Below are 16,694 nucleotides of genomic sequence, written 5' to 3'. Positions count from 1 at the left end.
GTTTTGCATTTGATGTACTGTCCTGTTTTGACCTATGATGTTTCAGATAACCTGCAAAATCTTAAATTTAGGTGTACCTTTTGGTACACCTAATTTGTAGATGTTAAAGTAGCATGGGTATAAGAATTTTGTTTTAAAAAATAAGAAACTCATTATCGGATGGATTTTAGCAAAATATAATGATTCAGAAATATAATCTGTAACAGATGGTTGAAAATAATACATTAGCTTTTTAAAAGAGCACAGTATTTGTGCATGCGATAGATAACCTGAAACTTGAGGTTATAAGAGTAAATATTGGTGAGTATAAGGAATTACCTATTTCTAAAGGTAGAACAAAATTAATCTCTTTCAATTATATAAGTATAGAAACTTATTAATCCTGTATTAAAAAAATGAAAAATCAGTACTTAATTCTGTAATGTTATTAGCTGAAACACGATGGGAACTCTTCGCTTGGAATGTCCAAAGAAATAGCTGAAGTAATTTTAGCCTATTCAAAACAGGAATTAAAAGCTAGGTATACTTTACACAAGTATCAGAAGAAGATTTGGATGGTTGAAGAAGTTGACAGATTATTGAGATAGTGACTTAAGCTAGGAGAGGTTCTATATAAAAAATTGGGGTTTAATTAAGTTGGTGTATATTCAAATAAAGTAGGTTTTAACTTAGTAAACTATTACATCTTAATATCAGAGTTATGGACAGCCAATTGCCTCTAAAATTTTCAAATATTTTATTTCTATAAAAAATTTCTAATTCAACTAAACTAGACTACAATATAAATAAGAATTATTATCATTAATATTTGCCTTTTTATTTTGGAATTGTATGCAGAATCTTAATAATGTGGCTGATCTGGTTGCTGTACCCAGTATCAGTAAAACTTTATCATCTCGAAGTCAGAGCGAAATTTTACTAACTCGCTATCGATTGTTGGTGTTATATCGTTTCATTCTAGCGACAGTTGGAGGTTATGTATTAGCATCTTTGACCGCGATGGTACTTGCGAAAGTCTTTTCAGATTATCGAGCAAGTGCAGTTATAGGTGCAACAATAATTGCATTTTGTGTTCATAGTGCTGCTTTTATTTGGGTTTTCATGGTAAATAAAACTTTAAAAGCAAGTTTAGGAATTATTGTTCCGAGTATTTTTTTATATGTAATTTATCAAGTTGTTGGAAGTTGAAATGAGAGTTGATGCTAAACCGGAGGGTCCACGCCAATCCATGTCATGGCTGCATACATGGGCAAGTTTAATTTTAGGTTGGTTATTATATGCTATTTTCCTCACAGGTTCATTGAGCTTTTTCCAAAATGAAATTTCTGTTTGGATGAAACCTGAATTACACCAATCTATACCAAGTCAGTCTCAAATTACACAAACCCAAGTTGCATTAGATTATCTACAAAAAAATCATCCTATTGCCGGTAGTTGGACTATTCAGCTTCCTAATTCACGTCAGACCACGACTGAAGTCAATATTAGAAAGCAAGGTGAAGATCTTCAGGCAAGACGTGGTGGTGAACGTGTCACTTTAGACAGTGCGACAGGCGAAGTCATCCAAGCCAGAGAAACCCGTGGTGGTGGTTTCTTATATCGTTTCCATTTTGAATTATATGGGTTACCTCGTACGCCTGCTCGTTGGATTGTTGGTTTCGCAACCATGTTAATGCTGGTGGCGATTATTAGTGGCATTATTACGCATAAAAAAATCTTTAAAGACTTTTTTACCTTCCGTTCAGGTAAGGGACAGCGTTCTTGGTTGGATGCGCACAATGCGACTGCTGTTTTTGCATTGCCATTTCATATCATGATTACATTAAGTGGTTTATTACTACTAATGTTTACACTCATGCCTTGGGGTATTAATCAAGTATATGAAAGTCGAAAAGATTTTTTACAAGATCAACGTAGTAGTCCGACACAAACGGCTACCTCTTTAGAACGTAGACAAAGTCAAAGTGATAAACGTTCTGAAGGCCGCGGAAGTCGTAAAGAACAATCCGAGAATCAGCTTCAATTTGCGCCTTTGACTAATTTAGCACCATTATTGTCATATGCTCAATCTCAGTGGAAAGATAATCAAATTGGCTCAATTAATATTATTTCGCCAAATACTAACCAAGCAAAAATTGAGCTACGTGCATTGTATTCCGATAGTTTGGTGACACGTAATATTACACCTACTTTAAAATTTAATGGTGTGACGGGGCAATTAGAGACTCAACAACAGACAACACATCAAACCTCTGTACCTATGGGTATTTACAATGTGGTCACCGTTTTACATGAAGCGCGTGGTGTTGATTTAGCCTTAAGGTGGTTATTATTTATTGCTGGTGTTGTTGGTACTTTAATGGTGGCAACTGGCTTAATTTTATGGTGTGTAAAACGTGCTCCTCAACAGCAAAAACAAGGGTTTAAATCATTTGGTTATCGTTTAGTTGAAGTCACTAATATTGCTGCAATTATCGGTTTGCCAATTGCTTGTGCGGGGTATTTTTATGCCAACCGTTTTATTCCAGCTGACATGGCAATGCGTTCAAACTGGGAAATTCGATGTTTTTTTGCACTTTGGCTATTGAGTTTGATTCATGCCTGTTTTCGTACACATAAACAAGCATGGTTAGAGCAATTGATATTTGCTACTGTATTATTTGCTTTATTGCCAGTGGTTAATTTTATGACGGGTGGTCACTCGTTGTGGAGTAGTATTGTAAATGGACAATGGCTAATTGCAACATTTGATTTAATGAGTTTGTTATTGGCTGCATTATTCTTTTATTCTTTCTATAAAGTGAAAAAGCATAAAGGGTTACCCACTAAGAAAGCTAATGTAATCCAGTCAGCTAAGGAGACTCAAGTATGATTTGGTTTCTACTGATCTGGTCTTTAACTAGTTTTGGTTTGATTGCCTTAGCAAGTGGTATGTCTAAACATCAAAAGCAAATTTTTGCTCAAGAATTAGATGTTCATAAAACCTATTTAGCTATAAGCATAGGTTGGATCTCACTCCTTGTAGGTTTAATTGCATCAATTTTACAAAGTAATATCAGTATTGGCATAAGTTATTGGATTGGTACTTTGACTTTATCGGCATTATTTGTTTGTTTATGTCTGACGTATATTGCAAATAAAATCACACAGGTCGCAATTGTATGTATGATTATTTTTATCACTACCTTAACTTTGCAGCTGATTTGAAATTTTAAACAATACCTCGGTCTAGTCCTGAAATGAGTAGCAATCTATTTTAGGATTAGACGAAATCAGTCACTTTTGATGAGATTGACCTAAATATATTAAGTAAGTTCAATATTTAAAAACTTAGTGATTGATCTAAAGAGGGAGGTTGGTGCTACTTATACGTAGTGACTACTATGTAATCTTAAAATATTATTTGTAGTGTAAAAAAGTCCTATATGGTTATAGGACTTTTTTATTATCCAAATGAATTAGAAATTAGCGATAAAACTAATACCATAACGACGACCATCTAATAATTGATCGCCATCAGCATTTTCAGCTTTTTCATCTAAAATATTATAAATACCAAATCTACCTTTTAAATTTGGTGTGAATTTATAGTTAAATCCAGCATCAATAAATTGATATCCGGGTTTTGGAGCTGCCATAGATGTACGACTTAAAGATGCCGATGTTTCACTACGGTGATGTAGACGTGACCATACATTTAATACATCATTGATTTCATAATCTGCCATGATATTAAACATATGTTTAGGCATTTCATTTAAAGGTTTTCCTTTAAATTCACCTGCCTTAATCTCAGTATTTGTAAACGTATAGTTTGCCGTTAATGTCGTGTAATCATTTAAGTGGGATTCTAATGTTGCTTCGACACCACGTAATTCCGCTTCATCTACATTGATGCGGTCACTGATGAAATAAAATGGTGTTGAACCTTCAAAACATTTCCAGTTTTCCCATTTATTTCGATTGGCAGAGGAGCCATCTGTATCTGTTTCACAGCTACGAACTTCTGTGATTTTATCTTTAAAGTTGGTGATATATCCTGTTAAAGATGCATTTAGGAAATCATTTTTCCAATTAATCCCTAACTCTGAAGAAACACTTGTTTCTGGTTTAAGATCAGGATTTGCACGGATGATACCGCGACCAGTAGGCAATGGAGAACCACCACCACCAGTGACACCATAAAAGCCTTCTGTTGCAGCGCGAATATCAGGCTGTTTGTAACCTGTAGATACACCACCTTTGACAATAAATTGGTCACTTAAACTATAAACACCATATAAACGTGGTGATAAGTGTCCACTATAGTTTTCATCATGATCGTAACGTAAACCACCTGTTAAATCAAAATTGTCAGTTATGCTCCAAGTATCTTCAGCAAAAACAGCAGCAGACCAACGCGTTAATTCACTAAATTCAGGGATATTTGGATTGCGGTTAGTCGCTTTATCATTTAATTTTTCATCTTTATAGTAAGCACCGAATGAAAGTGTGTGATCTATAAATTTCCAATTCCATTGGTTATTGAAAGTTAGAGTTTCTTGTTCAATACCTTTTGTACCTACACTAGTATTTTCACGATCAGGGTTTTCTGAGTTTTCTAATTGTATAAAAGTAGCGCTGTCTAAATTATCGGAATATCGACCATTATGTGTAAGAGAATAAACACTTCGTTGATTCCGTACTGTCGAATCGGCAGTCCCAGCAACATTAGCAACAGTTTTTCCTACTGTTGACTCACCCTTTTGGTCAATAAAATTAGCTTCTAATTTTAAATCATGATGATCATTTACAATATAAGTTAAACGTGTGTTTAAGCTTTCATGTTCATTACCGCGGAAACCACCTACGTAACTATCTTCATTACGTTCTTGTTTATTAATGGCCAGCTGCAAGCCTAATTTATTTGGAATTAATGGTCCTGCTAAATAGACTGAGGCATTTTTAATATCACCAGAATTTCCTTGATCTTGAATCGTGGTTCCTAGCTCAACTGTTCCTGACCAATCATCGGTCACTTTTTTGGTAATAATATTAATCACGCCACCCATTGCATCACTACCATACAATGTAGAGGCGGGGCCACGAATAACTTCAATACGTTCTATAGTTGCTATTGGTGGGAGGATATTTTTTTCTAATCCGTTGTCATCGCCATTTGGATTCACATCTCTAGAGTATTGGCGTTTACCATCTACAAGAAATAATGTGTAATTTGAGCTCATTCCACGAATGCTGATTGTTTGTGCTGAGCCTGAACCCGAAACAACAATCCCAGGTGTATTACGTAAGACATCTGTAATATCGTTGTATTCACGTTTCTCTAATTCTTCACGACCAATCACTGTAATTGATGCAGGTGCTTTGCTCAGATCTTGTTCGTAACCTGTTGCTGAAATGACAATTGTTTCTAATTGAGGTGTTGGACTTTTAATATCTTCCTGTGCAGAAGCTATTGAACTCATTGCAGATAAAATGGAAAGAGAAAGTACAGATTGAAGAATACGCTTAGCCATTTAACGTTCCGATTCCTAATAAATATGAAGAAAGATTGAATTTTATGAGGCAGATTGTAACAAAGAATAATATAAACACAAATGTTATTGATATTAATTCTCATTAGTACTTATTCTTCTATCTGATAAATTAGGCTTTAGCCATTATTTATTTAAAAAATTGCGAGTCAGTAGGGGTAATTAGGACAGGAGAATATTGAAAAATGTTTAGGTTTTTCATCGACGGAATTTGGTAGAAACCCAGATGCATTGTATTCAATTATTAAGTGATAAGTTTAGAGTAAGGAATTTTTAAAACAGATCCATTAGATCGATGCTACATAGAGTAGCTCTAAATAAACTCACTGAATTAGGCAGACTCCAACTTTAGATTGTTGCTGAAATTTGAGTTACTTAGGTAACGTTATCTTTTAAATCTACGAGCAATAAAGCCCATATAAAACAAGAAGAATAGCGCTAATTCGATGATTTTAATGAATATTGTATTTGAAAAAAATCATTACAGTAATAAAGACCATTAAATAATGAATCGAAGTAATAAAAACCTCGATTCAATTATCGAGGCTTGAATAGACTATTTATATAAACCTAGCTGAGAGAGGTGTAACCTTAAAATTCGTCTTAATTCTAAGACGGCTTCTGGCGTTTCTTGAATCGAATGTCCACCTTTAATAATTTTTTCAGATGCAGCACCATCTAAATGCGAACTTTTATAAGGAACAATCCCATCGGTCATGATATTAGGATCATTACTATTGGTGATATTCCCCATAATTGAGTGATAAACCATACCTTTTTTCGGCATGACATTTTCTGTCAAGTGAGTAAATTTAGAGTTGTGACTTAAATCACTGGGGCCATTCTGAATCAGACCATGTCCAACCTCTTTGAGGAAGTTTTTTGCATTTAAATCACGCTCATCAATAGAATCAGCCAAAGCACCTAAAAATGCCCCAGGAAGTTTGATCACTCGACGCGCGGCAAGGGTAAACCAGCGATCAGCAAATGCCGTTCCTCGATGAGGTGCAGAGATAAAAATGGCACGATCAAAATTAGGAATCGAATTGACGGTTAAACGAGCTTTAAATATATCATCATTTTTAAATTGATTAAATTTTCGATTATTAAGCATATTTAATGCAGGTTGAGTCAAGTTGGCATCACTAACCAAAAGACGAGAGATAATTCCCCCCATACTATGCCCAATTAGTACGGCATCTTTGGCTGAGGCTGATTTTTGATCTATCGATTTAAACCCTTGGTTAATGATGGCATTAATTTGATAACGGCTTTCTAAGATGGGCATGTTGGTCGAATAGAAGACTTGCCAAACTTGATAATTTTCACGTAAAACATGATCACCCATAATGTCATTGGTTAGTCTAATCCATGCTTCAGGGCTACTGGCCAGTCCGTGCACCAATACGATGACTTTTTTATTTGGATTGTATGGTTCTAGCATGTATAAATGCGGCATGGTAAGACGTTGATCACGGTCTATTAAACTTAAATAGGCTGCAATGCCTAAATTATTTTGTGCAAGCCATAAACCATAAGGGGCTGAAAAATTAGCAGCCAAGGGATATTCATTTCCAGCCATTTTAATTTTGTCGACACTATAAGGGTCATATACTTTAATTTTAAAATGAGGGTTGTTAATAATATCTTGGACTGAAGTTGAAGAAGAAGGTTGAGCCGTAATACTGACCGATAAATATCGTGGTGGATGTATATTCGGATTTATTCCATTTTTATAATGATAATGTACTGGATCGATTATATATTTATCTTCTTCAGGTGCTTTTGACTCAGGCAGAATCGCGACAAATTCTGCACCAAAACCATCGCGGCGGTTAATAGAACGTAACCCTGAAAAATTGAGGTTATAACTGGAGAGGAGATTTTCAAACTCAGTATTTTTAAGTTTTGGATAGTCTTGATAATCAATCGTATAAATACTTTTTCCAATATTAATTTGTTGAGCGATTTTTTGATCTTTGTGTCTTAAGCTGTAGCTGCTGATCAGTTTGGCGAGTGCTTGGTTATAAAAATCGCGAATTTGTACTTGCCGATTATTAAAAATACGGTCTTGCGGATGGCGTTCTGTCTTAAATAGATAAGCATAGCTATAGCGAATGCTTTTATCTAACATATTAAGTTGCTGGTCTAAACAATCATTATGAGTGACTTGTTGTGCTTTTTGTTTTTCTTCGGATTGATGTTTATCAAAGATACTCACTTTACAATTAGATGAAGAACTAAGCGCAATCGCTTTGGTTAAATAGAGTTCACTGGCTGTAGACAGCAGTTGTTCATCTTGAATTTGAGGAATTGCAATGAGATCCTGTACACATGTGTCAGGATTTTCAGCACAAGTTTTTGCTTCACGACCAGTCATCGACAAGACATTTAAACTGGCTTCACTCATTTTTGAGCGAGTCAGGATGCTGTCACGTTCATTGGCAATGCTTACATTAACTTTTTGATTTTTAACACTTACAACTTGACAGCTACTGAGCGAAAAAGTGCTCATGGTTATCAATACAAGCAGAATATTATTCTTTGTGTACTGCATAATTATCATCAGAGTGAAAACCTATAGGAAATCATACGATATTTGAACAAAAAAATAGACTGAAAATTCAGTCTATTTTAGAAAATATTTATTTAGATAAAGCTGGATTCTTCATGACTTGCCAGACATTGTAGCGATTTTGCGTTTGAATTTCCTTAATGAGACGATCAGCAACTTCAGCTTCTTCAGGATATTTAATTTTATAATTATTTAAAGTCTGGATAGCATTTTTTTTCTGCTCCATACCAATAAAGTTGTTGGTAGATGACAAATAAGCTTCTTGTACACCCGCTTTAATGGCTTTATCTAAATATGGGACAGCTTCTTTTTGACCACCACCTTCAGATAAAGAGAAACCAAACCAAAGGTTTGCTTCAGGATCATCTTTATTGATCTTGAGAATACGTTGAGCATAAGTGAGAGATTTTGTTGTGTAAGCGGAACCTAAATCTAAGTTACGACCTAAAATGCTGGCTTTAAATGCACGAATTAAAATATCAAAAGATGCATTCTCTTTGGCTGCAAGGCTATCGAGCTGTGCTGAAACTTCTTTTAATTTACTTTCCAAGCCTTTACGTTCTTGACGATCTGTAAATTGTGGTGGGTAATGACGTGCTTTACCTTCGACCATTTGTAGGAAGTCGTCAATACTGGTGATATCAATTTCATTTTCACCAGCAAGTACTGCGTACTTCATAGTGCGGTTGTTACTATTGATCGTTGGAATAATGAGTTTATTGGTATCTAAAATTATTTTTTGACCTGGATTGTTTGGGTCAGTCACTTCTAATTTAGTGACTGGTGCAGCAGCAGCTTTTTTAAGCTCCAATTCAAATACAGGTGGTTGATTATAATTAAATGGATTTAATGCATAAAATGGAGGTGATAAGTCTGGTTCAGTGTAAACGATAGGATCATTATTAGACGTTGCTGATTTATTTGATTTTATTGATGTAGTACTACATGCAGTGAGCAAAGAGGCTGCAATAACTGCATAGGCCAATGGCTTAATCGTCATATATTTCTTCCGATGATTTGTAAAAATTAAAAATGTGCATATTCCTCAGTCTAAGAAAAGAATTTGGAACATGCAACTTGAAATGCAGAACAATATTAAAAACTATACATTACATTAAGCTTTAGATTGAGTGCTTTGCGCCTCACATTCACGCCTAACGTCTTCAATAATTTTAAGTTCTTCAGCACTAAAGGGTTGTTCGGTTTGTAGTTGGTTTTTAAAGGTTGGATCAAGCAGGGCTAAACGCTGACATAGATTATTCATACGTTTTTCATTGGTTTGTATACGGTCAAGTAAAACACGCATACCGTCAAGTATTGGATCTGCTTGTTCTTGTGTCGCGGCATAAGGTTGGAAACCAATGCTTTCAGCATAATCACGACGACGTGATTCTTGTTCATTTTCAGCCGCTTTATTTTTATCATTAGAAATAAAGCGAGCAGGATTACCTACAGCGGTAACACCTTCAGGAACAGCTTTGGTCACAACCGCGTTTGAACCGACTTTTGCATTTTTACCCACGGTAAATGGCCCTAAAATTTTAGCACCAGCACCGACCACAACACCATCTTCAAGTGTTGGATGGCGTTTACCTTTATTCCAAGTTGTACCACCTAAAGTAACGCCGTGATATAAAGTGACATCGTCACCAATTTCAGCAGTTTCCCCAATGACGACACCCATACCATGATCAATAAAAAAACGTTTACCAATTTTTGCACCAGGATGAATTTCAATACCTGTGGTAAAACGGCTGAAAGAAGATAATAGGCGTGCCGAAGTTTTACAGTCTTTGCTCCACAATTCATGCGCAACACGATGCATAATTAATGCATGTATGCCAGGATATGTGGTCAGAACTTCAAAAGTATTACGTGCGGCAGGATCGCGCGCGAATACAGCCTGGATATCTTCTTTAAGCTGTTTGAGCATTATTTATGATCCTCATCTGCATTTGTTTTTTTCCATGTACCATTGTTTAAGGCTTGTACGCGGCTAAAAATGCCACGAAGTAAATGATATTCCATTTTATCTAATTGTATACGTCCGAATAAACGACGCAAGCGTAATGGTAATAATCTAGGATTTTTAGGATCAAGAAATTCAATTTCTGCCAACATTTTTTCAATATGTGGGTAGAACTGTTCCATTTGCTCATGCGTTACTAAGGGTTCATCCCAGTGCATATCTTCAGAAGCTGTCACCGACATGGTGGCCTTAGTATCGGCGGTTTTATCAATCAGTTCCAAGGTAGCCATACGCATTTCGTAGCAAATCACTTGAATGGCTTGAGCGACATTCAACACGCCATAGTCGGTATTGACAGGAATGGTGACATGATAATTAGCAAGGGCTAATTCTTCATTGGTGAGGCCACGATCTTCACGTCCAAATACAATTGCGACTTCTTGTTGATTATGCATAACAGCATGCATAGATTTTTGTGCAGCAGGTCGCGCATCTAATAATGGCCAAGGAATCGTACGACTGCGTGCACTGGTACCAAAGACCAAATGACAGTCTTTAATGGCATCTTCAAGTGTTTCTACAATTTCAATTTGCTCAATTAAATCCGTTGCACCTGCAGCAAGAGCATCAATATCGGGATGCGGATAAGTTTTAGGCGCAACTAAAACCAATTTAATCAGACCCATTGTTTTCATGGCACGTAATGCACTGCCAATATTGGCAGGCAGCGTGGTATTGACCATGACAATACGCACATGACTTAAATGCTGAGCTACCGCTGCATTGTCAAGAATATCCATAATATTTCCAGAACTTATGAGAATTGACTGGCTTCAGTATTATAAAGATCCATAGCATCATCCATACTCATGTCACTTGGGGGAGGTGCAAGTACTTGAGTGGGTTGAGCATGATTTACTGTTTTAGCCGCTTTAGATTTAACTTGATATTCAATATGTATAGATTCTTTACCAAAATAATCACGTAATTTGGCGAGGAGTTCATCTAGGGGTACAACTTTCCATTGTTGTCCAAAATGAAGTTCAGCTGTTGCATATGCATAATCGAGTTGGATTTGCATTGGAATATGCTGGCACATATCAAGATTACAATATGGAAGTATAATTTTTTGAATATCAGATGCCAAGGTTCTACTGATGATTTCACTTTTCAAACTGATGGTAATATTGTTGGCACGTTTTTGGCGAATTTCATTCAACGTAAATGCTTTTGTTAGTCGACCCATTGGACGATCAAAGCCTTCACGTTCGTAAATTTCACCTTCAATGACTACTACCTGATCAATTTTCACCACGTCTTTATAGCGTTGGAAGCGCTCGTGGTTACAGCTTACTTCAATGCGTGCCGTACCGTCGTCTAAGGTCACCATCATGCGATTCGGGAAGTTGGCAATATCAACAACTAAGCCTGCAAAAACGGTGGTGATACCACGACGAGTTGGGGTGAGTTCATTAATTCGGACTGGAACAAATGATTTTAATTCAGCACGATAAACATCAATAGGATGGCCAGTGAGATATAAGCCGAGTGTGTCTTTTTCACCTTTGAGGCGGACTTCATCTGCCCATGGTTTAATTGGTTTAGAGGGCTTGCGTTGAACCTCCTCAACTTCACCAAATAAATCCATGATACCCGTTTCACGATTTGAGCGAGCTTGATCTGCAGCTTGCACAGCCTCTGGTAATTGTAACATTAAACCTGCACGGTCAATCCCAAGGCAATCGAAAGCGCCTGAGCGAATTAGGGCTTCCAGCGTACGTTTATTAATTTTTTTCAAATCAACACGATGGCAGAAATCAAAAAGATCTTTAAACGGGCCAGCTTGCTCGCGTGAATCAATCACCGATTGCATGGCTTGTTCACCAACACCTTTAATTGCACCTAAACCGTAGACAATGGTGTTTTCGTCACTGGCATGGAATTGATATAAAGACATATTTACGGAGGGTGGCAAAACCTCTAGACCATTGGTACGGCAATCATCAATTAAAAATACGACGTTATCAGTATTTTGCATTTCTGAAGATAGCACTGCAGAAAGAAATTCAGCTGGATAATAGGCTTTTAACCATGCAGTTTGGTAGGCAACCAGTGCGTAAGCTGCGGCATGTGATTTGTTAAAACCATAGCCTGCAAATTTTTCCATATAATCGAAGATATGGTTTGCTGTTGCTTCATCAATCTCTTTTTTTGCAGCACCCTCAATAAAGATTTGACGCTGCTTAACCATTTCTTCTGGTTTTTTCTTACCCATGGCGCGGCGTAGCATGTCTGCGCCACCCAGTGTATAGCCTGCACAATACTGTGCTGCCTGCATGACCTGTTCCTGATAGACCATGATGCCATAAGTGGGTTCAAGGACACCTTCAAGTAAGGGATGTAAGTATTCAAAATCACCGCCATGCATACGGTGAATAAAGTCTGGAATAAGATCCATTGGACCTGGACGATATAATGATACAAAGGCAATAATTTCTTCGAATTTACTCGGACGTGCTTCTTTCAGCATTTTTTTCATGCCGACGGATTCAAACTGGAATACCGCTGTGGTATTGGCTTCAGCAAAAATATGATAGGCTTTTGGATCGTCTAAAATAATCTGTGCGATATCCAATGGAGTCTCAGATGGTATCCGTTTATTAATGTTTTGAACGGCATCCTCGATAACGGTTAAGTTACGTAGCCCCAAAAAGTCGAATTTGACTAAGCCAGCTGATTCGACATCATCTTTATCAAATTGTGCCACACGATTGCTGCCATCGGCGTCACACATTACAGCAGAATAATCGGTAATTTTGGTCGGTGCAATTACTACACCACCAGCATGTTTACCTGTATTTCGGGTAATGCCTTCGAGTTTGAGTGCCATTTCCCAAATTTCAGCAGCATCATCATGATCAGGGTTGGATGGATTGGTGACGATATCCTTAAGTTGTGGTTCGATTTCAATCGCACCCATGAGGTCTACACCTAAGGGTTTGGTAGGAATCATTTTAGAAATACGGTCAGCTAAACCATAGGATTTACCCAAGACACGGGCAACGTCACGAATAGCACCTTTGGCTGCCATGGTTCCGAAAGTAGCAATCTGAGAAACTGCATCACGTCCATAATGTCGAGCCACATAATCAATGACTTTATCGCGGCCTGCAATGCAAAAATCGATGTCAAAGTCGGGCATAGAGACACGTTCTGGATTCAAGAAGCGTTCGAACAGGAGGTCGTAACGTAGTGGGTCAAGATCGGTAATTTTTAAACTATAAGCCACTAATGATCCAGCACCCGAACCACGTCCTGGGCCAACAGGGACCCCATTACTTTTAGACCATTGAATGAAGTCCATCACGATAAGAAAGTAGCCCGGAAACCCCATATCGAGGATAGTACCAATCTCATAAGCAAGACGTTCATCATAAACTTTGCGAATTTCAGACCAATCTTCATCACGTTTTTCAACTGGATAAAGGAAGTTTAAACGTTCTTCTAAGCCTTCTTGAGAGACATGCGCAAAAAAGGTATCAATGGTATGACCTTCTGGAACAGGATAGTCGGGCAGGTCATTGAAACCGAGACGTAATGACACAGTACAACGTTTAGCAATTTGAATGGTATTTTCAATAGCACTGGGAATATCAGCAAACAGTTCAACCATTTGTTCCGCAGTTTTGAAATATTGTTCTGTGGTGTAGTTTTTTGGACGACGATCATCGCCAAGAACATAGCCATCCGCAATACAAACACGGGCTTCATGTGCTTCAAAATCTTCTGTTCGAACAAAATGCACATCATTATGTGCCACGACACCGATATTATATTTTGCAGCAAGCTTAATGGCTTCCTGAATAAAAATTTCTTCTTGTGGGCGATTGGTTCGGCTTAAAGCCAGATAGATACGATTGCCAAATTTTGCAATCCATTCTTCTAATAAAGGTTCAGCTTTTTCAGGATAAGATGAGCAAAGCATTTTGCCCACATCACTATGTAATCCTAAAAGAACCATTAAATCTTGTGATTGTTCTAATATCCAGTCTTTTTGAATACATGGAATGCTCAGTTGTTGACCTTCAATGAAACCACGCGAAACAATTTCAGTCAGTCCACGCCAACCAATATTGGTCATGGCCAATACTGTGACTTTATGTTCAGCATCATTTAGACGAAGTACACTACCAAAAATTGGTTTTATGCCTTTATCTAAGCATTTTTTATAGAATTTTACTGCAGCATGTAAATTTGAAAGATCAGTGATGGCCAGTGCAGGCATTTCATCAGATGCAGCAGCTTTAATGAGATCAGGTATCCGTACAATCGACTCTGTGATCGAAAATTCGGTATGAATACCAAGATGTACAAACTGCATAAATGAATCCTTCGCTAAGCAAGCCGATATTTTAACATGCTCAGCAGGAAACGTGCTGTTGAAACGTAAAAAACAGCTTTATCTGGTTAGAAGTTGAAGGTTTAAAACTTCTCTTTATAGCCTATATGTTTATAATATGTTCACTTTAGAATAATTTTTAATATGAAATACTTGGAAATTTATGAAAATTAAAAACTTGATTTTATCCTTGGTCTTTGCAAGTTCATTTTCTAGCGCTATTTATGCAGAAGTTGAATACAGCCAAAGTTTGGTAGTACAAGCCCAAAAAGGTGATGCTCAAGCTCAATATGATTTAGCTGAAGCTTATTATCAGGGATATAATACTGAACAGAATTATGAAAATGCATTTAACTGGTATAAAAAATCAGCTGAAAAAGGGAATTTAGACGCTATTTATGCATTGGGTTATATGTATGATCTCGGTGAGTTTGTCGATAAAAATAATATGGAAGCGATGAAGTGGTATTTAAAAGCTGCAGAAAAGGGGCATTTACTTTCACAATATAATTACGGTTTTAAATTAGAAGATGGTGAAGATGGCATCGCAGCTAATCCTAAAAAATCAATTGAATGGATCAGTAAAGCGGCAAATGCTGGTTTGGCAGAAGCGCAATACCATCTAGGCTATAATTATGAAAGTGGTGTGAATGTCACTCAAGATTTAAATAAAGCGATTAAGTACTATCAACTCGCAATTGCGCAGGGTAATGCAGATGCGCAAAATAACCTTGGAGTGCTCTATCAAGCAGGTACAGGTGTAAATCAAAATTTTGGTGAAGCACTACGTTTATATACATTAGCCGCAGATCAAGGTCATGATTTAGCAACATCGAATATTGGAATTTTGTATGAAAATGGCGAAGGCGTGAAGCAAAATTACCAAATGGCTGCCAAGTACTATGAAATGGCGTATGAGCTAGGGGATCTAAACTCTTTGCAATATTTAGCAAATCTCTATGAAACGGGTGGTTTTGGTTTGAAAAAGGATATTCGTAAAGCCAAAGAATATCAAAAAGCCTTTGAATCTAGTGATGCTGCTTCATAGTGTAGAATCTTGTGAAAATAGAAAAAACGCCAGTAGTGGCGCTTTTTTATTTATGTCACTGAATTAATAATCCCAAAATATACGTTGTATCTCTTTTGCATCTTTAGTTTGGGTCAAAGCAAGTGCAGCTAGAAGTTTAGCTTTTTGTGGGTTTAAATCATGGGCAACGACCCAACCATATTTATCATCTGGTTGTTCCGCATTGCGGAGGACAAAACCTTGCGGTACTCGTGAAGAGCGAATGATTTGTACTCCTTGCTGCTGTAATTGATTCAAAGTTGGCACAATATAATTAGCAACCGATCCATTGCCAGTCCCCGCATGAATAATCGCTTTCGCACCTGCTTTAGCATATGCGGTATAAGCATCAGGCAGCATATTGCCTGATCCATAAACGATTTGGACTATAGGAAGACGATCACCTTGAATTTTCTCAATATTGAATTCTGAGTTTGTATTGTGGCGTTTGCTGGTATTTCTAAACCAATAGGCTTTCCCTTCGACCAGTGAACCTAGGGCACCCCATTGGCTGCTAAATGCATTGGTATGGATGTTAATGGTTTTGGTGACATCTCGTGCAGAGAAAATATCATCATTCATTAAAACAAATACGCCTTTGCCTTTGGCACTATCATCTGCAGCGAGCGCTACGGCACTGTATAAATTTAATGGGCCATCCGCAGATAACGCTGTAGATGGGCGCATAGAACCAACCACAACAATAGGTTTGTCTGAGTGAATGACTAAATTTAAAAAGAATGCTGTTTCTTCTAGGGTATCTGTACCATGTGTAATGACTACACCATTTACATCTGGTTTCTTGAGTAAATCATTGATTTGACGAGCAAGGGACAGTAACTCTTTATCTGTAATACTTTCGGAAGCCACTTGCATGGCTTGTACGCCTGTGACATTTGCAAGGTTCTGAATTTGTGGTACTGCATTAAGTAATGCATCTACAGGAACTTTAGCTGCGGTATAGGTTGCACTATTGGTTGAACTAGCACCTGCTCCAGCAATTGTGCCTCCAGTGGCAACCACTACTATGTTATTTTTGGCAAAAGTAGATAAAGGAAGAAGCATCCCCAAAGTGAGGGTGAGAGCGGTAACCGTTTTTTTCATAAAATATCCTTTATTATGTTGAGCTTATTGATGTATTAAAACCGTAA

11 protein-coding genes are annotated in these 16,694 nt (G+C 37.2%); 4 read left to right on the top strand and 7 right to left on the bottom strand.

Annotated features, from left to right (window positions below; genetic code table 11):
* Positions 1-831 precede the first annotated feature (831 nt).
* The 3 genes from B9T27_RS09320 to B9T27_RS09310 are packed head-to-tail and all read left to right on the top strand — an operon-like array spanning position 832 to position 3,207.
* The gene (locus B9T27_RS09320; protein ID WP_086206549.1) at positions 832-1,188 is read left to right on the top strand and encodes a hypothetical protein; all 357 of its coding nucleotides are present in this window, start codon (positions 832-834) and stop codon (positions 1,186-1,188) included.
* 1 nt (position 1,189) lies between these two features.
* Positions 1,190-2,872, top strand: coding sequence for a PepSY-associated TM helix domain-containing protein (locus B9T27_RS09315; protein WP_086206548.1), 1,683 nt, complete (start codon positions 1,190-1,192; stop codon positions 2,870-2,872).
* Entirely contained in the window at positions 2,869-3,207 is a 339-nt protein-coding gene (locus tag B9T27_RS09310) for a DUF3325 domain-containing protein (RefSeq protein WP_086206547.1), read from the top strand. The genes B9T27_RS09315 and B9T27_RS09310 overlap by 4 nt, the downstream gene beginning before the upstream one ends.
* A 251-nt stretch (positions 3,208-3,458) precedes the next feature.
* Here the strand turns inward: B9T27_RS09310 and B9T27_RS09305 are convergent, their stop codons facing one another.
* The 6 genes from B9T27_RS09305 to dnaE form a co-directional block, all read right to left on the bottom strand.
* The gene (locus tag B9T27_RS09305; protein WP_416224401.1) at positions 3,459-5,465 is read right to left on the bottom strand and encodes a TonB-dependent receptor domain-containing protein; all 2,007 of its coding nucleotides are present in this window, start codon (positions 5,463-5,465) and stop codon (positions 3,459-3,461) included.
* Positions 5,466-6,090: 625 nt separating this feature from the next.
* Positions 6,091-8,049 carry an esterase/lipase family protein gene (locus B9T27_RS09300; RefSeq protein WP_416224395.1) on the bottom strand — a complete coding sequence of 653 codons (1,959 nt, stop codon included), beginning with the start codon at positions 8,047-8,049 and terminating at the stop codon, positions 6,091-6,093.
* Between the two features lie 130 nt (positions 8,050-8,179).
* Positions 8,180-9,109: an ABUW_2363 family tetratricopeptide repeat lipoprotein gene (locus B9T27_RS09295; protein WP_086206545.1), complete on the bottom strand. Its 930-nt coding sequence runs from the start codon at positions 9,107-9,109 to the stop codon at positions 8,180-8,182.
* A gap of 114 nt (positions 9,110-9,223) precedes the next feature.
* On the bottom strand, positions 9,224-10,042 hold the full coding sequence (gene cysE / locus B9T27_RS09290; protein WP_086206544.1) for a serine O-acetyltransferase: 819 nt from the start codon (positions 10,040-10,042) through the stop codon (positions 9,224-9,226).
* The gene (locus tag B9T27_RS09285; RefSeq protein ID WP_086206543.1) at positions 10,042-10,878 is read right to left on the bottom strand and encodes an RNA methyltransferase; all 837 of its coding nucleotides are present in this window, start codon (positions 10,876-10,878) and stop codon (positions 10,042-10,044) included. Before B9T27_RS09285 ends, cysE begins: the two co-directional genes overlap by 1 nt.
* A gap of 14 nt (positions 10,879-10,892) precedes the next feature.
* Positions 10,893-14,459, bottom strand: a complete 3,567-nt coding sequence (gene dnaE, locus B9T27_RS09280; protein ID WP_086206542.1) for a DNA polymerase III subunit alpha — start codon at positions 14,457-14,459, stop codon at positions 10,893-10,895.
* 181 nt (positions 14,460-14,640) lie between these two features.
* Between dnaE and B9T27_RS09275 the strand changes: the two genes are divergently transcribed.
* Positions 14,641-15,525: a tetratricopeptide repeat protein gene (locus B9T27_RS09275; RefSeq protein WP_086206541.1), complete on the top strand. Its 885-nt coding sequence runs from the start codon at positions 14,641-14,643 to the stop codon at positions 15,523-15,525.
* A 63-nt stretch (positions 15,526-15,588) separates the two neighbouring features.
* Here the strand turns inward: B9T27_RS09275 and B9T27_RS09270 are convergent, their stop codons facing one another.
* Positions 15,589-16,647, bottom strand: coding sequence for a type II asparaginase (locus B9T27_RS09270; RefSeq protein WP_086206540.1), 1,059 nt, complete (start codon positions 16,645-16,647; stop codon positions 15,589-15,591).
* Positions 16,648-16,694: the final 47 nt, after the last annotated feature.

This window comes from Acinetobacter sp. ANC 4648, from assembly GCF_002135345.1.
Lineage (GTDB): Bacteria > Pseudomonadota > Gammaproteobacteria > Pseudomonadales > Moraxellaceae > Acinetobacter.
This window is presented reverse-complemented; position numbering and strand designations above follow the sequence as displayed.